Source organism: Conexibacter sp. CPCC 205762 (assembly GCF_030646155.1).
In the GTDB taxonomy this organism is placed as follows: Bacteria; Actinomycetota; Thermoleophilia; order Solirubrobacterales; family Solirubrobacteraceae; genus Conexibacter.
The window spans coordinates 1-17,712 of the sequence record NZ_JAUTDN010000070.1 but is presented as its reverse complement, the minus strand read 5'-3'; the positions used below and the strand labels follow the sequence as shown (position 1 = coordinate 17,712).

General features: G+C 74.9%; 17 protein-coding genes. 10 read left to right on the top strand and 7 right to left on the bottom strand.

Annotation, left to right across the window (positions count from 1 at the left end; genetic code table 11):
• The coding region (locus Q7L73_RS27655; RefSeq protein ID WP_304715762.1) for a hypothetical protein at nt 1-949 on the bottom strand (949 nt) is incomplete at its 3' end.
• Between the two features lie 214 nt (nt 950-1,163).
• Between Q7L73_RS27655 and Q7L73_RS27650 the strand changes: the two genes are divergently transcribed.
• Nucleotides 1,164-1,784: an FMN-binding negative transcriptional regulator gene (locus Q7L73_RS27650; RefSeq protein WP_304695750.1), complete on the top strand. Its 621-nt coding sequence runs from the start codon at nt 1,164-1,166 to the stop codon at nt 1,782-1,784.
• A gap of 10 nt (nt 1,785-1,794) precedes the next feature.
• Here the strand turns inward: Q7L73_RS27650 and Q7L73_RS27645 are convergent, their stop codons facing one another.
• Nucleotides 1,795-2,346: a hypothetical protein gene (locus Q7L73_RS27645; RefSeq protein ID WP_304695748.1), complete on the bottom strand. Its 552-nt coding sequence runs from the start codon at nt 2,344-2,346 to the stop codon at nt 1,795-1,797.
• Between the two features lie 56 nt (nt 2,347-2,402).
• The gene (locus Q7L73_RS27640) at nt 2,403-2,954 is read right to left on the bottom strand and encodes a hypothetical protein (protein WP_304695746.1); all 552 of its coding nucleotides are present in this window, start codon (nt 2,952-2,954) and stop codon (nt 2,403-2,405) included.
• Nucleotides 2,955-3,291: 337 nt separating this feature from the next.
• Here Q7L73_RS27640 and Q7L73_RS27635 point away from each other — a divergent pair, with 337 nt between their 5' ends.
• Genes Q7L73_RS27635 through Q7L73_RS27625 form a run of 3 tightly spaced genes read left to right on the top strand, consistent with a single transcriptional unit; the run spans nt 3,292 to nt 8,338 of the window.
• Nucleotides 3,292-4,986, top strand: coding sequence for an alkaline phosphatase (locus Q7L73_RS27635; RefSeq protein ID WP_304695744.1), 1,695 nt, complete (start codon nt 3,292-3,294; stop codon nt 4,984-4,986).
• Nucleotides 4,983-6,638 (top strand): hypothetical protein, encoded by a 1,656-nt coding sequence (locus Q7L73_RS27630; RefSeq protein WP_304695742.1) that lies wholly within the window; start codon nt 4,983-4,985, stop codon nt 6,636-6,638. Before Q7L73_RS27635 ends, Q7L73_RS27630 begins: the two co-directional genes overlap by 4 nt.
• The gene (locus Q7L73_RS27625; RefSeq protein WP_304695740.1) at nt 6,635-8,338 is read left to right on the top strand and encodes an alkaline phosphatase PhoX; all 1,704 of its coding nucleotides are present in this window, start codon (nt 6,635-6,637) and stop codon (nt 8,336-8,338) included. Before Q7L73_RS27630 ends, Q7L73_RS27625 begins: the two co-directional genes overlap by 4 nt.
• On the opposite strand, the gene Q7L73_RS27620 is transcribed toward Q7L73_RS27625, so the two are convergent.
• Nucleotides 8,241-8,540, bottom strand: a complete 300-nt coding sequence (locus tag Q7L73_RS27620) for a hypothetical protein (RefSeq protein WP_304695738.1) — start codon at nt 8,538-8,540, stop codon at nt 8,241-8,243. The two genes, Q7L73_RS27625 and Q7L73_RS27620, sit on opposite strands and share 98 nt — an antisense overlap.
• 219 nt (nt 8,541-8,759) lie before the next feature.
• Between Q7L73_RS27620 and Q7L73_RS27615 the strand changes: the two genes are divergently transcribed.
• The 4 genes from Q7L73_RS27615 (at nt 8,760) to Q7L73_RS27600 (ending at nt 14,359) form a co-directional block, all read left to right on the top strand.
• Nucleotides 8,760-11,831: a lamin tail domain-containing protein gene (locus tag Q7L73_RS27615; RefSeq protein WP_304695736.1), complete on the top strand. Its 3,072-nt coding sequence runs from the start codon at nt 8,760-8,762 to the stop codon at nt 11,829-11,831.
• A gap of 65 nt (nt 11,832-11,896) precedes the next feature.
• Nucleotides 11,897-12,358, top strand: coding sequence for a PaaI family thioesterase (locus Q7L73_RS27610; RefSeq protein WP_304695734.1), 462 nt, complete (start codon nt 11,897-11,899; stop codon nt 12,356-12,358).
• 69 nt (nt 12,359-12,427) lie between these two features.
• A complete protein-coding gene (locus tag Q7L73_RS27605; RefSeq protein ID WP_304695732.1) occupies nt 12,428-13,153 on the top strand; it encodes a L,D-transpeptidase in 726 nt (241 codons plus the stop codon).
• Between the two features lie 81 nt (nt 13,154-13,234).
• Entirely contained in the window at nt 13,235-14,359 is a 1,125-nt protein-coding gene (locus Q7L73_RS27600) for a D-Ala-D-Ala carboxypeptidase family metallohydrolase (protein ID WP_304695730.1), read from the top strand.
• A 10-nt stretch (nt 14,360-14,369) separates the two neighbouring features.
• Here Q7L73_RS27600 and Q7L73_RS27595 read toward each other — a convergent pair whose 3' ends face one another.
• The 3 genes from Q7L73_RS27595 to Q7L73_RS27585 are packed head-to-tail and all read right to left on the bottom strand — an operon-like array spanning nt 14,370 to nt 16,287.
• Nucleotides 14,370-14,885, bottom strand: coding sequence for an HAD family hydrolase (locus Q7L73_RS27595; RefSeq protein WP_304695729.1), 516 nt, complete (start codon nt 14,883-14,885; stop codon nt 14,370-14,372).
• Nucleotides 14,882-15,127, bottom strand: a complete 246-nt coding sequence (locus Q7L73_RS27590) for a hypothetical protein (protein ID WP_304695727.1) — start codon at nt 15,125-15,127, stop codon at nt 14,882-14,884. Before Q7L73_RS27590 ends, Q7L73_RS27595 begins: the two co-directional genes overlap by 4 nt.
• Nucleotides 15,124-16,287, bottom strand: a complete 1,164-nt coding sequence (locus tag Q7L73_RS27585; RefSeq protein ID WP_304695725.1) for an inorganic phosphate transporter — start codon at nt 16,285-16,287, stop codon at nt 15,124-15,126. Before Q7L73_RS27585 ends, Q7L73_RS27590 begins: the two co-directional genes overlap by 4 nt.
• A gap of 99 nt (nt 16,288-16,386) precedes the next feature.
• Here Q7L73_RS27585 and Q7L73_RS27580 point away from each other — a divergent pair, with 99 nt between their 5' ends.
• Both Q7L73_RS27580 and Q7L73_RS27575 read left to right on the top strand, forming a co-directional pair.
• The gene (locus Q7L73_RS27580) at nt 16,387-17,193 is read left to right on the top strand and encodes a TetR/AcrR family transcriptional regulator (RefSeq protein ID WP_304695723.1); all 807 of its coding nucleotides are present in this window, start codon (nt 16,387-16,389) and stop codon (nt 17,191-17,193) included.
• On the top strand, nt 17,190-17,630 hold the full coding sequence (locus tag Q7L73_RS27575; protein WP_304695721.1) for a hypothetical protein: 441 nt from the start codon (nt 17,190-17,192) through the stop codon (nt 17,628-17,630). Before Q7L73_RS27580 ends, Q7L73_RS27575 begins: the two co-directional genes overlap by 4 nt.
• Nucleotides 17,631-17,712 lie beyond the last annotated feature (82 nt).

Genomic DNA, 17,712 nt, shown 5'->3' with positions numbered 1-17,712 from the left:
GCCTGGGGCGGCGCGGGCGGGCGGCGGCGCGGCGCGCGCGCCCGCTCCACCAGGCCGCGGCCATGCTGGCGGCGGCGAAGGCGGCGAGCGGGAGCGCGGCGCCGCTGCCGGCCCGTGCCGGCAGCGTCACCTCGATCGCGCCGAGGCAGAGCCCGGCGAGCGCGTCGGCGGCGAGCCCCGGCGCCAAGCCGCGCGGCGCCGCGCCGCGCGCGACCTCCGGACGATCGCACCCCTGTGAGGGGGTCAGACGTCCGGAGGTCCTGTTCGGCAGGCGGCGCGCGAGGCGGCGCAGCAGCAGCGCGGCGCCGAGCGGGGCGAGCGCGACCGCGCCGATCGCCGTCGCCGGGCCGGCGCCGGCCGCGAGCAGCGCGGCGGCCGGTGGGCCGAGCACGCCGCCGGCGTCGCCGAGCAGCGCGGTCAGCGCGTAGCCGCTGCGGGTCAGCTGCGGCGGTGCGACCACCGGCCACAACGTCCGCGCGACCGCGATCAGCGGCGGCACGCACCCGCCCGCGAGCCCGGCGAGCCCGACCAGCGCCACCGCCGGCGCCCCGCCCGCCGCCGCGCCGGCGAGCGCCAGCAGGAGGGCGGCGTGGGCGAGCGCGAACCCCACCAGCAGGCACGCCCGTCCGCCGCGCCGCGCCCGCCCGTCGCGCCCCGCCTGCCCGCCGCGCCGCGCCCGCCCGCCGCGCGGCGACGTGGAGCCCGCCCGATCGAGCGACGTGGAGCCGGCCCGATCGAGCGCCCGCCCGCGCAGCGGTGCGAGCGCTCCGGCCGCGAGCGCGTAGGCGGCGACGGCCGCGCCGGCGGCGAACGGACCGCCGCCGGGCGCCTCGCGCACGAGCAGGACGAGCGCGAGCGTGACGGCGGCGAACGCCAGCCAGCCGAGCGCGCAGGCGCAGGCGAGCGCCCGCGCCGCCGGGCGCGCCAGCAGCGCGCCATAGGACGACATTGCGATGAGACCTCCCGCGGCCGCGCAGGCGGCGGCCGCCGTTCCCGCCCGGCGCGCAGGAAGCGCGCTGGACGCCGTGTACAGAACCGTCGGCGGCCGGCCGCCGGGGCGGCGGGTCAGGGCCGCGGAACGGCCGCTACGGCGGCGTCAGACGGAAAAACGGCACGGGCATCGCACGACCAACCTAGCGCAGCGGGCATGGCATGCTGCGGCGATGCGTCACAACCCGAACTACGCCGTCACCGACGAGCGGGTCGTGCGGCAGCTGATCGCCGACAACCCGTGGGCGACGCTCGTCAGCAACGACGGCGACGGGATCGTCGCCTCCCATTATCCGATGCTGCTCGACGAGCAGGCGGACGGGATCGCGCTCGTGACCCACGTCGGCCGGCCCGACGAGCAGGTCCACCGCTTCCGCGACAGCGAGGTGATGGTGATCGTCGCCGGCCCGCAGGGCTACATCTCGCCGAGCTGGTACGCGCCCGGGGCGACGAGAGTGCCGACCTGGAACTTCAGCGTCGCGCACCTCTGGGGCGTGCCGCAGATCCTCGAGGAGGGGGAGAACCTGGCGGTGCTGGAGCGGCTCGTCGCCCACTTCGAGCGCCACGTCGACAGGCCGGTGACGCTCGACGCGCACAGCAAGCGGCTGGCGAGCGGGACCGTCGGGCTGCGGATCCCGGTCGAGCGGTTCGTCTGCAAGGTCAAGATGAGCCAGGAGGAGGACCCGCAGAGCCAGCAGCAGGTGCTCGCCGCGCTGCGCTCGCCCGGTCCCTACGCGAGCGCGCCGCTCGCCGACGCGATCGAGGCCGAGCTGGCCCGTCGCGCCGGCGAGTGAGGCGAGCCGGCTACTCGCAGACCGGCACGTTCGGGATCGCGAGGATCGAGATCGGCTTTCTCGCCGACGCGCGTCCTCTCGCGAAGCCGCCGAAGAACTGCGTCTTGCCTCTCACGACCGCGACGAAGGTGCCTTCGAACGTGTCGACGTAGTCGGCGGCCGCGCCGAAGCCGGCGTCCTTGGCGCGGTTGACCATCCCGCGCGCGGTCGTCGTCCCGACACGCGCGCCGAAGGTCGTCTCGACGCCCTTCGTGAACGAGAGGTTGGTCAGCTTGCCGCGGTTGAACTCGGCCGAGCCGACGACTCCGCCGGGCGCGCTCGGCCCGCTCAGCTGGTAGGTGACGGGGTACGGTCTCCCGCCCAGCTCGCAGCCGCTGCCTCTGTGCGCGAGCCATCTCGTTCTCAGCGCGGCCGCGGTCGTCATCCCGAGCTTCAGCGGCCCGATCCCGTTCGCGCGCAGCTGCGGCGTCGTTCTGCCCATGACGAGGTCGGCGGAAGCGGTCGCCGGCAGCGCCGCGCAGGCGAGTGCGGCGGCGGCGAGGAGAGTGGAGCGCCTGATCATGCCGGCGAACCTATCAGCGTGAGGGGATGCGGCCAAACCTGCCGGCGAGCGGTCGCTCAGCCGACCTGCTCGGGCTCGCTCCGCTCCCAGCAGGCGCGGCGCTGCTCCCACTCGCGCGGGAGTCTGCCGTCGACCGCCTCGACCAGCTCCAGCCAGCCGAGCGCGTCGCCGTAGTCGCCGAGCGCGGCCGACCTCGCCGCCCAGTGCAGCGATCGCTTGATGACGCGGCGGTGGCGTTCGCGCAGGTCGTCGGCGGTCGTCTCGACCGGGGTGCCGGCGCCGAGCACGATCGCCGCATCGCCGCCGTCGGCGACCGCCCACAGCCGCAGCGGGCGGTTGCTGGCGAAGATCTGCTCGCGCAGCGCGTCGGGGTTGGCCACGATCGCCACGAGCGCGAGCGAGGGCCGGGTCAGCGCCGCGATGCGGAGCAGCCGTCCGCGCTGCCCCGCATCGAGCTCACCCGCTGCGCGCAGATCGAGCACGAGCCCGAGGCGGTGTGCCGCCGTCAGCTCCTCGATCCGCGTGCGCAACGCCTCTGTGGCCGGCTCGTCGAACTCCCCCTGGAGGACGAGCGTCGGTTCGATGCCGGCGCCGCTCGGGCACCACATCGCGGCCCCTGAATCGGCTTGGGAATCGCGCGTGTTAGCGATCGACGTAGCGCGCATTGCCGCTCCCTGGTCAGGACATGTCAGCTCTCGTCACATCCGAGCAGAGATCGCCTCAGTCGTGGAACGGCGCGTCAGAAAGGTGACGGAAAAATGGTTGAAAACGAACGAGAATGGCGTCGTTGAACAACTAGAAAACGGGGTCGTCTTGGATGGCGGCGGCGCAGCTTCCCCGAGGAGCGGAGTGTCCAACCGCAGCGCGTCGGTCGGCGGACCACTCGACTGAACGTTCACGTGTTCGCAACAGCGAGCGCGGACGCGCCGGGAACGCTCGGCGCCGATGACCTCCAGAGGACCTTCCACCCGCCCGGCGGGCGCCGGGGCCGCGACGGGCCGGCGGCGGCTCGCGGTCAGCCGTCGCGAGCTGATCGCAGCCAGCGGCGGTGCGCTGCTGGCCGGCGCCGCACTGACGACGCCCGCCCACGCCCGCCTGATCGCCGGCGCCCGCGGCATCAGCCCCGGCGCCTTCCTCGACGGCGTCGCCTCCGGCGAGCCGGCGCCCGACGCCGTCACGCTGTGGGGGCGGATCGCCAGCGAGCGGCCGCGCGCCGCCGCGCGCCTGATCGTCGCCGCCGACCCCGAGCTGACGCGCGTCGTCGCGACCGCGCTGGTGCCGACCTCGGCCGGCGTCGACCACACGCTGAAGGCGCGCATCGGCGGCCTGGAGCCAGACACGCGCTACTGGTACGCGTGGCAGTCGCGCGACGCGCTGTCGCCGATCGGCCGCACGCGCACCGCGCCCGCGCCCGACAGCGCCCGCGCGGTCACGGTCGGCTTCTCCTCCTGCCAGCGCTACGGCGACGGCTTCTTCAACGCCCACCGCGACGCGGCCGCGCGCGACGACCTCGACCTCTACGCCTTCCTCGGCGACTACACCTACGAGTACGAGGACGCGGGGGACGCCGAGATCGGGCGCGGCCCCGATCCGGCCTCGACCGACCTCGGCTCCTACCGCGCGAAGCTGCGGCTCTACCGCGCCGACCCGCACCTGCGCGAGCTGCACCGGCTGCACCCGGTCGTGCACGTGTGGGATGACCACGAGGTCGCGGACAACTACAGCGACGGCGACCCGGCGCCGTCGGCGCAGCAGCGGACGGCCGGCTACCGCGCCTCGTTCGAGTGGATGCCGCGGCTGTCGGTGCCGGGCGATCGCATGCGGCTGTTCCGAGCCTGGCGGCTCGGCCGGCACGCGGAGCTGTTCATGCTCGACGAGCGCCAGTACCGCACGCCGGGCGAGCCGGGCTCGACGATGCTCGGGCGGCGCCAGCTCGACTGGCTGAAGGCGGGCCTGTCGGCGAGCCAGGCGTCGTGGAAGCTGGTCGGCAACCCGGTGATGATGGCGCTGCTCGGCTTCAACGGGCCGGGCGGCGGGCTGTCGTTCAACAGAGACCAGTGGGACGGCTACACGGGCGAGCGCGACGAGCTGCTGGCGCACATCGGCGCCGGCCCGATCGCCGACGTCGCCTTCCTGACCGGCGACATCCACATGTACTTCGCCAACGAGCTGCCGGTCGACTCGAAGCCGGGCTCGGGCAGCCCGGTGGTCGCGACCGAATACGTCGGCGGCTCGGTCACCTCGACCGGGATCCCGTCCTGGCTGGAAGGTCTCGGCAACGCCGCGATCAGAGCGATCAACCCGCAGATCCGCTACCTGCAGGGGGCGGAGCACGGCTGGGCGGTGCTGCGCGCCTCAGCCGACGAGCTGCGGGTCGACTACCGCGCCTCCGACATCCGCGTCGCCGGCGCGCCGCTGACCACGATCGCCTCGTTCGCGCAGGCGCGCGGGTCGAACAGAATCACGCAGGTCACGGGCGGGGAGAGATCGATGACGTTGGGCGAGGACCGCGCCGCGCGCGCCGCGGTCACCGGCAGCGCGCTGGCCGCGCGCCGCGGCCGCTTCGCCGCATTCGGCAGCGCCCCGCGCACGGTCGCCGCCCGAGCAGCCCGCGCGACCGCGAGAGGGGGCCGGCGATGAGCCGCGTCGCGTTCCCGCCCCGGCCCCGCGCGCTGTGCGCTGCGCTGGCGGCTGTCACCGCGCTCGCGCTGACGCCCGCCGCCGCGTCCGCCGCGCCGCCGGACTTCGACGCGCCCGCGGGCGCGGCCGAGCTGGTCGCGACGACGGCCGAGAACGGCACGCCGGGCGAGCTGGAGGCGGTGCTGGCGATGGGGGAGACGACCGCCGACGCGGGCGTGCCCCGCTGCCTCGGCGGCGCCAGCTTCGCCCGCACCGGCTGGGCCTGGATCGCGCCGGCCGACAGACCGCGCCGGATCGTCGTCTCGGCGACCCCGGCGGCGCTGCTCGGCGGCGACCCGGTCTCGACCGTGACCCCCGACCTCGCCCTCTACCCGCAGGAGCCCGTCACCCGCTCGACGGCGGACGTCAGCGAACCGGCCGCCTGCGACGGCCGCGAGACGCTCGCGGTTGCGGCCGCCTCCGCCGCTCGCCTGCTGCCGGACGGGGAGCAGCGTGCGCGCGCCGCCGCCGGCGCTGACCTCGCGCGCGGGGACGGGTCGGCCGCGGTGGTGGCGTACCTGCGGGCCGGTCGGCCGGCGCTGGTGCAGGTCGGCTGGCGTGACGGCGACGTCGCGGCGCCGGTGCTGGTCACGCTCGCCGCGAGCAGCTTCGACAAGCGGCCGCTGCCGGCCGGCGACGACCCGGCCGACGCGCCGCGGATCGCGCTCGGCGACGCGGCCGCCGTCGGGCTGACCGGCGCGACGCTCGGCCTCGGCGACCCGGCCCAGCCCGCCTGCCCCGCGCCCGCGACCGTCTGGCGCCGCGTCGCCGTGCCCGCCCCCGGCGCCTACGCCGTCGCCGCCGACGGCGCCGCCCAGACGCTGACCGTCTTTCGCGCGCCGTCGGCCGCGGCCGCGCGCGCCGCCTCCCCAGACGCGCCGCAGCCCGCGCGCGCCGCCGTTGCTGATGCGCCGCAGCCCGCGCGCGCGGCCGCTGCCGGCGTGACGCCGGCGGGGGACGATGCGCTGGCGTGCGCCGACCGGGCCGATGGGCCGGCGCCGCTGGGGGTCGCGGTGCGGGCGCAGCGGGCGGGGGAGCTGTGGGTGCGGCTCGGGGTCGACGATCCGCTCGCCGACGCCGGCGCGCGGCTGCTCGTCAGCGGGCCGTTCGCGGACGAGGCGGCCGCGGCCGCCGCGCTGCCGGCCGCAGGGCAGCCGCTCGATCGTGCCACCGTCGCGTGCATCCGCGCCCGCGCGCCGAAGCTGGCGCTGACCGCCGCCTCGCTGCGGACGCTGCGCAGCCGCGCCGGCCGCACGATCGCCGGCACGCTGCGCCAGCCCTGCGACCGCCGCCGCCCGCAGGCGACCCGCGTCGAGGTCGCCCTGACCCGCATCAGAGCCGCGCCGACGCGCAAACGCGCCGCGAGCGCGCACAGCCGCGCCGCGAAGACGCGCAAGCGCGCCGTCGCCTCGCCGCCGCGGTTCGCGCGCGCTCGCGGGGTCGTGCGCTGGTCGCGGACGCTGCCGCGGAGGCTGACGCCTGGCCGCTATGCGCTGAAGGTGCGGGCGATCGCGATCGTGCGGGATGCGCGCGGGAAGCGCAGAGGGCGCGTCGTCAGCTCGCTGAATCGGACGCTCGTCGTCACCAGAACCACGAGAGGGAATCGCAGATGAGCGCAGAGACACCGCTGACCCGGCGCCGGCTGCTGCAGAGCGGGCTGCTGGCGGCGACGGCCGTCAGCTTCGGGCCGCAGTTCTGGCGTGACGCGATGGCCGCGACCGGCGACCGGCTGGCGCAGGCCGGGCCGGGGCCGTACGGGCCGCTGCTGCCGCCGGACGCGAACGGGATCCAGCTTCCGCAGGGGTTCAGCTCGCGGCTGATCGCGCGCTCGGGCCGCGCGGTGGAGGGGACGAGCTACAGCTTCCCGATCTTCCCCGACGGGCAGGCGACCTACGCGACGCCGGACGGCGGCTGGATCCTCGTCACCAACAGCGAGGTGCCGCTCGTCGGTGGCGTCTCGGCGATCCGCTTCGACCGCAGCGGCGCGATCGTCGACGCCTACCGGATCCTCGGCGGCACGAGCACCAACTGCGCCGGCGGCCCGACGCCGTGGGGCACGTGGCTCTCGTGCGAGGAGGTCGAGGGCGGGCGCGTCTGGGAGTGCGACCCGACCGGCGCGCGCAGAGCGGTCGTGCACGACGCGATGGGCGTCTTCAAGCACGAGGCCGCCTGCGTCGACCCGGCCGAGCAGGTCGTCTACCTGACCGAGGACATCGGCGGCGGCGGGCTCTACCGCTTCACGCCGACCGACTATCCCGACCTCGCCGAGGGACTGCTGGAGATCGCCTGCGGCGACCCCGCCGCCGAGGGCCATGTCATCTGGCGGGAGGTCCCCAACCCCGGCGGGGGCAGCAGCGAGCCGACGCGCGAGCAGGTCGACGGCTCGCTGAAGTTCGCGCGCGGGGAGGGGATCTGGTTCGACGACGGGATCGTCTACGTCGCCACCACCAGCGACGAGACGATCCACGCCTACGACACCCGCACGCGCACGATCGGCACGCTCTACCGCGCCGACGACGCGCCCGGGACGCCGCTGCGCGGGGTCGACAACCTGCACGTCTCGCGCTCGGGCGACCTCTACGTCGCCGAGGACTCCTACGACAACGACCCCGACGCGATGGACGTCTGCATCATCTCGCCGGAGGGCGACGTCTCGCGCTTCCTCAAGCTGACCGGCGACCAGCACTTCCAGCTCGGCGAGCTGGGCACCTCCGAGACGGTCGGCCTCACCTTCGACCCGAGCGGCACGCGCCTCTACCTCGGCTCGCAGCGCGCCTGGCTGCAGGGCGCCGTCTACGAGATCAGCGGCCCGTTCCGGCAGCAGCGGCCGCAGGGCGCGCGGCCGATCACGCCCGGCACGACCCCCGCCGACCCGGCGCCCGCGGGCGGCGGTGCGGCAGAGACGCCGGCCGGCAGTGGGAGAGGCGGGAGAAGAGGCGCCCCGCTGGGCCTCGACGTCGCCCGTCAGATCGGCGCCGAGCGGCTGATCGGCAAAGGCCTCGCGCTGGCGCTGACGCTCGACCAGCCGGCGACCGTCACGCTCAAGCTGACCGCGCGCATCGGCACCGGCAGGCGGCAGAGGAAGGTCGTGCTCGCGAGCCGCTCCGCGCAGCTCAGACGCGGCGCCGCGCAGCTGCGGTTGAAGCCGAGCAGAAGCGGCGCGAGAACCCTGCGCGCGCGCAGACGGGCGATCGCGGCGACGCTCGAGGTGCGCGTCAGAACGGCGGGCGCTCCGCCGCACCTGCTGCGGCGGACGGTCCGGATCCAAGCCCCGGCGGCTGCGCCGAGAAGCCCGGCACGTCGCAGACGCTGACGAAGCCGTGCGTGACCGTCAGCCAGGCGGTCCGCGCGGCACCGTCGCGGGCGACGTAGAGCACGCTGTCGACGTCGACGGAGATCACGCGCGCGACCGGCAGGCCGTGCGCGACCAGCAGGCGGTGCGCGTGCCGCAGCGGCGCCGCCGGCTGGTCGGCGAACTGGGTCAGGGCCGGGCGCGGACGGTCGAGCAGGCTCATGCGATCGGACTACCCCACGCGGTCCTGAGCAATCACCCGCGAGGAGGGCCGAGGCGCCAAACGCCACTTCACCACCTGCTCACCCCGCCTTCACCGTGACGACACCGTCAATTCACGAGCGCGACACAGGAACGGCTGCGGGCGCACCTAGCTTCCCCGGCGTCGCCCGTCACCGATGGCGGTCCCTCGAACTCTCACCGAACCCTCGGAGGAGCATCCATGTCCCGATCACGTGCCCGCACGGGCACGCTCTCGCAGCTGGCCGCGGCCGCGGCCGGCCTGCCGCTGGCGCTGCCCGCGGTCGCGCCCGCCTCGACCTCTGGCGTCGTCATCTCGGAGCTGCGCGTCGGCGGTCCGTCCGGCGGCAACGACGAGTTCGTCGAGCTGGTCAACAGCTCCAGCGCCCCGGTGGCGATCGGCGGCTGGAAGTTCCAGGGCTGCGCCAGCGGCTCCGGCGCCCCCAGCGACCGCCTGACGATCCCGGCCGGCGTGACGCTGCCGGCCGGCGGCCGCTACCTGCTGACCAACAGCGCCGCCAGCGGCTACTCCGGCAGCGTCAGAGGCGACGCCTCCTACACGACCGGCATCTCCAACTCCGGCCTCTCCGGCGCGCGCATCACGACCGGCGCAGGCGCGGTCGTGGACGGGATCGGCTTCGCCGGCTCGCAGTGCGCCGAGGGCGGCGGCTTCGACCTCGCGAGCGTCTCCGGCACGGCCGGCAGCTCCGCCCACCGCGGCGGCGCCGCCGAGGCCAACGACACCGACGACAACAGAGCCGACTTCAGCGTCGCGGCGCCGAACCCGCAGAACAGCGGCGGCGGCAGCGGCGATCCCGATCCGAGAGATCCCGGCGTGACGCCGATCCACGACGTCCAGGGCAGCGGCTCCTCCAGCCCGATCACCGGCTCGACGGTCACGATCGAGGGCGTCGTCACCGGCATCGACGACCTCATGGGCTCCAACTACACGTCGGTCTTCCCGCAGGACGCCGGCATCTTCGTGCAGCAGGAGCCGGGCACCGAGGACAACGACCCGAACACCTCCGAGGGCGTCTTCGTCGGCTACGTGCGCGGCCCCGGCAACGACCGCTCGGCGCTGCTCGGCAAGCGAGTGCGCCTGACCGGCAGAGTCGTCGAGAAGTTCAACCAGACGCAGGTCGACATCCTGCAGAACACGCAGCCGGAGGTGCTCGGCGAGGGCAGACTGCCGGCGCCGGTCACGCTCGACCCGGCCAAGGCCGAGGCGCAGACGGTCACCTCCGTCGACGTCAACGGCACGCGCTCCTACTACGAGACGCTGGAGGGGATGCGCGTCACGCTCGCGACCGGCATCGCCAACAGCGGCGCGACGACGAAGTTCGGCGCGCTCTTCCTCAACCCCGGCACGACCCGCCAGCGCGTCTTCAACACGACGACCGGGCCGCTGCTCAACTCGCTCGTCTCGCTCGTCGACGACGCCGGCGCCGGCGACCCCGACAGAGCGACGATCGACCTGCGCCCGGACAGCAGAACGCTGATCGCCGCCGACCTCTTCTCGAGCGTCGAGAACGCGACCGGCCCGCTCAACTTCTCCTACTACAACTACGGGATCGTGACCCAGGCCGACGGCATGCCGGTCGTCACGCCCGACCCCGACGTGCCGGCCGTCTACACGCTGCCGCCGGCCGAGCAGGACGAGCTGCGGATCTCCGGCTTCAACGTCGAGAACCTCTTCCCGCAGGGCGCCACGCTCGACCTCCACACGGTCAGCGAGAGCGAGTACCAGGAGAAGCTCGGCGCGCTCGCGATCGCGATCCGCGACCGCCTGCGCGCGCCCGACGTCGTCGCCGTGCAGGAGATCGGCGACAGCGTCCACACGACCGGCACGCCCAGCCCGGCGACGGCGAAGACCTCCAGAGACGTGCTGACCGATCTCGCGAACAAGATCGGCGGCGGCTACACCGCGTACGCGCCGGAGGGCTTCGACGAGCGCGGCATCGACGTCGGCTACCTCGTCAAGCCGGGCGTCACCGTCCACGGCGACGCGCAGCAGGTCGCGCTCGGGATCGCGCGCCCCGCGAGCGAGTGCAACAGCCGCGCCGACCAGGCCTTCGACCGCGTCCCGCTCGCGCTCGACGTCGAGAAGGACGGCCTGCGCACGACCGTCATCAACAACCACTTCAAGTCGAAGGGCGGCACCGACCTCTGCCGCGAGGTGCAGGCGAGAGCGGTCCGCGAGGTCGCCGAGAGACTGACCGCCGACGGCAAGCAGGTGATCGTCACCGGCGACCTCAACAGCTTCCAGTTCGAGTCGCCGCTGACGATCCTGCAGCAGGGCGGCACGCTGACGAACCTGTGGGACAGAGCGCCGGAGCAGGAGCGCTACAGCTACCACTTCAACGGCCGGCTGCAGACGCTCGACCACACGCTCGTGACGGGCGGCCTGCTCGACCGCGTGCGCGACTTCCGCTACGCCCACCTCGACAACGACCTGCACCGCGACTACGCGCTCGGCCAGGGCGTCTCCGACCACGACCCGCCGGTCGTGACGCTGCGGACCGACTTCGTCGCGCCGGCCGACCCGGCCTTCTTCTCGACCGACGTCGCGTCGGTGAACGCGGGCGCGCAGGCGCTCGGGACGAGCGGGCCGGTGCAGAAGGTCGTCGTGCGCAACGCCAACGCGGCCGGCACGCCGGGCGGCGCGCCGCTCGACGTGACGCGGCTGACGGTCGACGGCGCGGCGCCGAGCGACTTCGCCGTCACGCACGAGACCTGCACGCGCGCCGCGCTGGCGCCGGGCGGCAGCTGCACCGTCGAGCTGCGCTTCAACCCGTCGGAGACGGGCGCGCGAGCGGCGGCGCTGACGTTCGAGACGAGCGTCGGCCCGCAGCAGCTCGCGCTCAGCGGCGAGGGCGTCGCGGCGCCGGCCGGCAGAGACGGCAGAGACGGCGCCGACGGCAGAGCCGGCGCCGCGGGCCCCAAGGGCGACAGAGGCGACAGAGGCGCGCAGGGGCCGAAGGGCGACAAGGGCGACAGAGGGGCCAAGGGCGACCCGGGCCGCGACGCGACCGTCACCTGCGTGATCAGAGGCACGAGCAGAATCTCCTGCTCGATCGTCTTCAGAAACGCCAGAGCGGCGGCGAAGTCGGCCGTCAAGAGATCCGCCAAGGCGGTCCTCGTCCGCAACGGCCGCACCTACGCGAAGGGCCGCGTCGGCCGCCTCGCCGCGACCCGCAAGGTCGCCAGAGGCCGCTACACGCTGCGCGTCGGCAGCGGCAAGCAGGCGCTCGCGCTGAAGGTGACGGTGCGCTGAGCACGACAGCGACGTTCACGCCGTGCTCACACGAGCACGGCGTGGACGCGCTAGAAGCAGGACCGATGGACGCGACCGCGCTCGCCGCCAGACTGCTGGAGCCGATCCCGGCCAACCTCACGGCCGGGATCGAGGTCGTGCGCGCGGCCGACTGCTCGGCCGAGGTCGTCTGCGAGGCGCCCGGCCGGCTCGCGAACGTGATCGGCTCGCTGCACGCCAGCGGCCTCGTCGCGCTGGTCGACGCGACCGGCCTCGCGGCGCTGATCGCCGCCGTCGAGGACGAGCGCCAGTTCGACGGCGTGATCCCGCTCGGCTCCGTCGCGCGGCTGCGCTTCCACAGACCGGCGCGCGGCCGCCTGACCGCGACGTGCACGCTCGACGCGACCGCGCGCGCCGCGCTGCAGCCGCTGCTGAGCGGCGAGGAGCGCAGGGCGACGCTGACGACGACCGTCGCGATCCACGACGAGGACGACGTGCTCGTCTGCAACGGCGCCTTCGACTGGAAGCTGCGCCGCATCACGAACTGAGGAGCGCGCGCCGCGTCAGCGCACGCGCCCGCGACTAAGGCCGCGCCGCCAGCGGCCGATCATGGAGATGTGCGTCGTCTCCTGCTGGTCGTCGTGGCCATCTTCATGTCGTCTGTCGTGCCGGGGGTGGCGTCGGCGAGGAGCGACGACCCGCTCGCCCGCGTCGCCGGGCCGACCGCCGACCTCGCCTGGACCGCGCGCGTCGACTACCCCGTCGTCGCCACCAGAGCGCCCGGCGGCGGACGGCGGCTCGCCACCGTCGGCACCAGCGCGCCCTACTGGGGCGGGCCCAACGTGCTGCTCGTGACGGCCCCGCCGCGCCACGTCGACGGCGCCACCTTCGTGCGCGTGCGGCTGAAGACGATGCCCGCGGGCTCGGCCGGCTGGGTCGCCGCCGACGCCGTCACGCTGCAGCCGACCCGCCGCCGGATCGTCATCGACCTGTCGCAGCGGCGCGTGACGCTGACGATCGGCGGCAGACGGTTCCTCAGCTCGCGCGTCGTCGTCGGCGCCGCGATCACGCCGACGCCGACCGGCCTGTTCGCGGTCGACGCGCCGGTCTCGCAGCATCCCGAGCTGAACCTCGGCCGCAGAGTGCTGGCGCTGACCGCCTATTCGCGCGCGCTGGCCCGCTACCAGGGCGGCATCCCGCAGGTCGCGCTGCACGCCTACGAGCAGCTCGGCGCGCCGCTCGGCGTCGCCGCCTCGCACGGCTGCGTGCGGATGCCGGAGCGGGTCGTGCAGGCGCTGATCCGCCACGCCCCGCGCGGCACGCCGGTCGTCATCCAGCGCTGAGCCGATCCTGCAACCGCCGCTGCAGGAACGCGCAGGGGGCGCTGCTAGCGTGGACGCGCTCCACACGTTCAGGCCCCGTTCGTGTCCGATACCCGATCTCCACGTCTCCGCCGCGCCGGCGCGCTCGCGCTGCTGCTCGCCGGCACCGCCGCCGCTGTCGCCAGCGCCGCGCCCTCCAGCGGCGAGCTGCAGCAGCGGCTCGGCGATCTCGGCCAGCAGGCCGGGACGCTGCGCGGGTCGATCGCGCACGAGAACGACCGGATCGCCGACTACCAGGGGCCGATCGACGAGCTGACGCGCAGGCTGCAGGCGATCGAGACGACGCTCCAGCGCGAGCAGACGCAGCTCGCCGACACGCGCCGCGAGCTGCGCGAGGCGCGCGCGAGACTGATCGTGCTGAGAACGCGGCTCGCCGACGACCGCAGAGCGCTCGCGGCGCAGCTCGTCGCGCAGTACGAGCTGCCGCAGGAGGACGTCGTCTCGATCGTCGTCAACGCGCGCGGCTTCGCCGGCCTGCTCGAGCAGGCCGACGACCTCGACCGGATCCGCCACGAGAACGTCCGCATCACCAGACGCGTCAGCGACGCGCGCATCGCCGTCGCGGCGCAGACACGCCGGCTGACGGCGATAGAGCGGCGCCGCAGAGCGCTCGTCGACGGCAGCGCGATCCAGCGCGACGAGGCGGCGCGGCTGCGGCTGGCGGTCGTCGACAAGCAGCTTGTGCACGTGCGCGCCCGCAGCCGCGACCGCGCCGCCCTGACCGGCCTGGAGCAGCGCCGCACGAGCGTCCGCGCGGAGCTGCGCCGCGTCGAGGCGCAGGCCGCCCGCGCGGCCGCCGCCAACAGCGGCGCGACCGTCCCCGGCGCCTCGGTCGCGAGCGCGCCGTTCGCCGCCCACGGCGGCGACAGCGGCTTCTTCCAGGCGGCCGGGACGAACTACGCCGTCGGCGACGAGCCGCTGCTGGCCGCGCGCCTGGACCGGCTCGGCAAGACGCTCGGCCTGCACCTGACCGGCATCTCCGGCTACCGCACGCCGCAGCACTCGGTCGAGGTCGGCGGCTTCCCGAACGACCCGCACACGCGCGGCGAGGCCTCCGACACGCCCGGCGTCGAGGGCGTCTCGGAGGCGACGCTGAACCAGTTCGGCCTGACGCGCCCGTTCGGCGGCGCCGCCGAGGCCGACCACATCCAGCTGCTCGGCGGCTGAGGCCCCGGGCCTACGTCGGGCCCAGCAGCTCCTGCAGGTCGGCGACGACGGCGTGCGCGCCGGCCTGGCGCAGCGCCTCCGGGGAGGCGTGGCCGCGCGCGACCGCGATCGCCAGCAGCAGCTCGGCGGAGCGGGCCGCTTCGATCCCCTCCGGCGTGACGTCGACGAAGACGGCGCGCTGCGGCTCGGCGCCGAGCGCGGCGAGCGTCTCGGTGAGCGTGGCGGGATCGCGCGGGCCGCCCTCGACGACGTCGAAGCGGTCGGCGACGCCGGCCAGCTCCAGCGCCGACGGCGCCCGCTCGCCGGAGGCGACGAGCGCGATTCTCTTGCCCTCGCTGCGGAGCCGGTCGATCCAGGCGATCGAGCCGGGCAGCGGGCGCACGTCGCCGTAGCCGAGGTCGGCGGCGACGCTCTCCAGCGTGAACAGGGCGGCGTCGAACCTGCTGTGGTCGATCCGCGCCCGCAGCATGTCGAGCACGGTCGCGACCGGCCGCGGCCGGCTCGCGTCGAAGGGCTGCTCGCTCATTGGGCCATCACCCAGATCCCCGCCGCGATCGCGCCTGCGATCGCGAGCACGCAGACGACGGTCAGCGCGCTCCAGCCGATCACGCCGCCCTCGGCGCCGGCCGCGCGCTGGTCCTGCGCGCGCAGCGAGGCGGCGACGGCGACGCCGGCGATCACCAGCACGGCGATCCCGATCACGAACGAGGCGGCGACCGCCTCGCCGAGCAGGTCCCAGTCGACCAGCTTCGCGTAGACGACGTTCATGCGGGCACCGCCTGGGGCTCGGTCGCGTTCGGTCCGAACGCGGGTCTCTCGGAGATCGTCTCGTGCGGGTGGATCGCGTTGCGGCGGTTGGCGACGAAGAGGAAGCCGCAGCCGATCGCGAGGATGATCGCGACGACGATCGGCCCGACGGCGCCGTCGCCGAACAGGTCGATGATCGCGTAGGCGAGCGCGGCGGTCGCGGCGGCGGCCGGCAGCGTCAGCAGCCAGCCGGCGACGATGTTGCGCGCGACGATCCAGTTGACCTGCGCGCCCGGCCGGCCGACGCCGGAGCCGGTGACGGCGCCGGAGACGACCTGCGTCGTCGACAGCGGGTAGCCGACGTGCGAGGAGGCGAGGATCACCGTCGCGGCGACCGCCTCGGAGCCGAAGCCCTGGGGCGGGCGGACCTCGACGACCTTCGTCCCGAGCGTCTTGATGATCCGCCAGCCGCCGGTGTAGGTGCCGAGCGCGATCGCCGAGGCGCAGCTGATCACGACCCAGGTCGGGACGTCGAAGTCGGGGCCGCCTCTGAGCGTGCCGTTGGCGATCAGCGCCAGCGAGATCACGCCCATCGTCTTCTGCGCGTCGTTGGTGCCGTGCGCGAGCGCGACCATCGAGGAGGAGGCGACCTGCGCCCAGCGGAACTCGCGCTCGGAGCGGGCCGGCTTGTATCTGCGGATCAGCTTGTAGACGAGGAAGACGCCGATCGCGGCGACGACGCCGGCGACGATCGGCGAGGCGATCGCCGGGACGATCACCTTCGAGACGATCCCGTCGACCTCGATCGCGCCGCCGCCGGCGGCGACGAGCGTCGCGCCGACGACGCCGCCGATCAGCGCGTGCGACGAGGAGGACGGCAGGCCGAACCACCAGGTCGCGAGGTTCCAGCAGATCGCGCCGACGAGTCCGCCGAAGACGACGGTTGGGGTGATCGAGCCGGCGTCGACGATGCCCTCGGCGACCGTCGCGGCGACCTTCAGCGAGATGAAGGCGCCGACGAAGTTGAGGATCGCCGCGATCGTGACAGCCAGCTTGGGCTTCAGCGCACCGGTCGCGATCGTGGTCGCCATCGCGTTGGCGGTGTCGTGGAAGCCGTTGGTGAAGTCGAACCCCAGCGCCGCGATCACGACGAGCGCGAGGACGATGTCTGCCGCATCCATGGCAGCGAGGCTTCCCGCCACGCCCCTGCTCGCGAGCCTCGGTCACCGAATCGTCACAAGCATGGTCCGACTGCCTTCTCGACCGATATGGTTGGGAATGTGACGCGCTCGACTGTTCCCGCCTCCGGTCCCGGCCGCAGGCGCCGCCCCGACGCCCCGCGCGAGCGGCAGCTGCCGTCGGGCCGCCACGGCCTCACGCGCGGCTTCGTCGCCGCCAACCAGCGCGGGCGGATCGTCGAGGCGCTGGTCGAGGTCGTCGACGGCTTCGGCCTGCAGGCGGCGTCGGTCGAGCGGGTCGCGGCGCGCGCGGGCGTCTCGCGGCGGACCTTCTACGAGCAGTTCGACGGCAGGGACGACCTCTTCGCCCACGCGCTCGACCTCGCCGCCCGCGGCCTGCACGCGCGGGTGGAGGCCGCGCTCGCCGCCCCCGTAGCCGCCGCCACCGCCGCCGCCACTCCCGCCGCCGACGCCGCCACCACCGATGACGCCGCCGCTCCCGCCACCACCGATGACGCCGCCGCTCCCGCCGCCGCCGACGACGAGGCCGCCACGGTCGCCGACGACGCCGCCCGCCTGCGCCGCGGCCTCGGCGCGCTGCTCGACGGGCTCGCCGAGCAGCCGCCGCTGGCGCGGCTGTGCGTCGTCACCGTCCTCTCGGCCGGGCCCGCCGCGCTCGCCCGCCGCGACGCCTGGATGGCCCGCTTCGCCGACCTGCTCGACGGACTCGCGCGCGAGCGCGGCGAGGCGCTGCCGCCGCTGACCTCCGAGGGGATCGTCGGCGCCGTCTACGACGTCGTCTACAAGCGGATCGCGGCCGGCGAGGGCGAGGCGCTGCCGGGGCTGCTCGACCATCTGCACGGCTTCTGCCTGCTGCTGCTCGGCGGGGCGAGCGACCCGCGCGCATGAGCGCGATACACCGCCAGCAGCCGGCCGACGCGGCCGCGATCGCCGCCTACCAGCGCGTGCTCGACCGCGTCTACGAACGCAGCCGCGAGCTGATCCCGGCGGCGCCGACGTGGCAGGCCGGCCTCTACCGCTCGGTGCTCGCCTGCTACGCCGAGATGCGCTCGGAGCCGCGCGTGCTGGAGCTGCACTTCGTCGCCACGATGCGCGATCCGCAGGTGCTGCGTACGCGCGTACAGCACCGCGACCGGCTGCTCGCGCTGCTGGCCGCGACGCGCGACGACGCCCCCGACGCGCTCCACGGCGAGTTCCTGCTGAACCTCGTGCACGCGTCGATGCGGACCCAGCTGCGCGCCGGCGCCGAGCCGCCCGGCCTCGACGCGGCGGAGCGCACCTTCGCCGCGATCCTCTGGCGCGGCGCCCCGCTCTCGCAGGCCTGAGCGCCGGAGCTGCCCGCCCGCACCCGTCGCCGGCCGCCCGCCGCCGCCCGCCGCCCGCCGCCCGCCGCCGGCCGCCCGCCGC

Coding starts and splice junctions, on each gene's coding strand:
- Q7L73_RS27635 (WP_304695744.1), top strand. CDS start 3,292: ATGACCTCCAGAGGACCTTCCACCCGCCCGGCGGGCGCCGGGGCCGCG.
- Q7L73_RS27620 (WP_304695738.1), bottom strand. CDS start 8,540: ATGAGCCTGCTCGACCGTCCGCGCCCGGCCCTGACCCAGTTCGCCGAC.
- Q7L73_RS27640 (WP_304695746.1), bottom strand. CDS start 2,954: ATGTGGTGCCCGAGCGGCGCCGGCATCGAACCGACGCTCGTCCTCCAG.
- Q7L73_RS27575 (WP_304695721.1), top strand. CDS start 17,190: ATGAGCGCGATACACCGCCAGCAGCCGGCCGACGCGGCCGCGATCGCC.
- Q7L73_RS27585 (WP_304695725.1), bottom strand. CDS start 16,287: ATGGATGCGGCAGACATCGTCCTCGCGCTCGTCGTGATCGCGGCGCTG.
- Q7L73_RS27650 (WP_304695750.1), top strand. CDS start 1,164: ATGCGTCACAACCCGAACTACGCCGTCACCGACGAGCGGGTCGTGCGG.
- Q7L73_RS27595 (WP_304695729.1), bottom strand. CDS start 14,885: ATGAGCGAGCAGCCCTTCGACGCGAGCCGGCCGCGGCCGGTCGCGACC.
- Q7L73_RS27615 (WP_304695736.1), top strand. CDS start 8,760: ATGTCCCGATCACGTGCCCGCACGGGCACGCTCTCGCAGCTGGCCGCG.
- Q7L73_RS27630 (WP_304695742.1), top strand. CDS start 4,983: ATGAGCCGCGTCGCGTTCCCGCCCCGGCCCCGCGCGCTGTGCGCTGCG.
- Q7L73_RS27610 (WP_304695734.1), top strand. CDS start 11,897: ATGGACGCGACCGCGCTCGCCGCCAGACTGCTGGAGCCGATCCCGGCC.
- Q7L73_RS27625 (WP_304695740.1), top strand. CDS start 6,635: ATGAGCGCAGAGACACCGCTGACCCGGCGCCGGCTGCTGCAGAGCGGG.
- Q7L73_RS27645 (WP_304695748.1), bottom strand. CDS start 2,346: ATGATCAGGCGCTCCACTCTCCTCGCCGCCGCCGCACTCGCCTGCGCG.
- Q7L73_RS27590 (WP_304695727.1), bottom strand. CDS start 15,127: ATGAACGTCGTCTACGCGAAGCTGGTCGACTGGGACCTGCTCGGCGAG.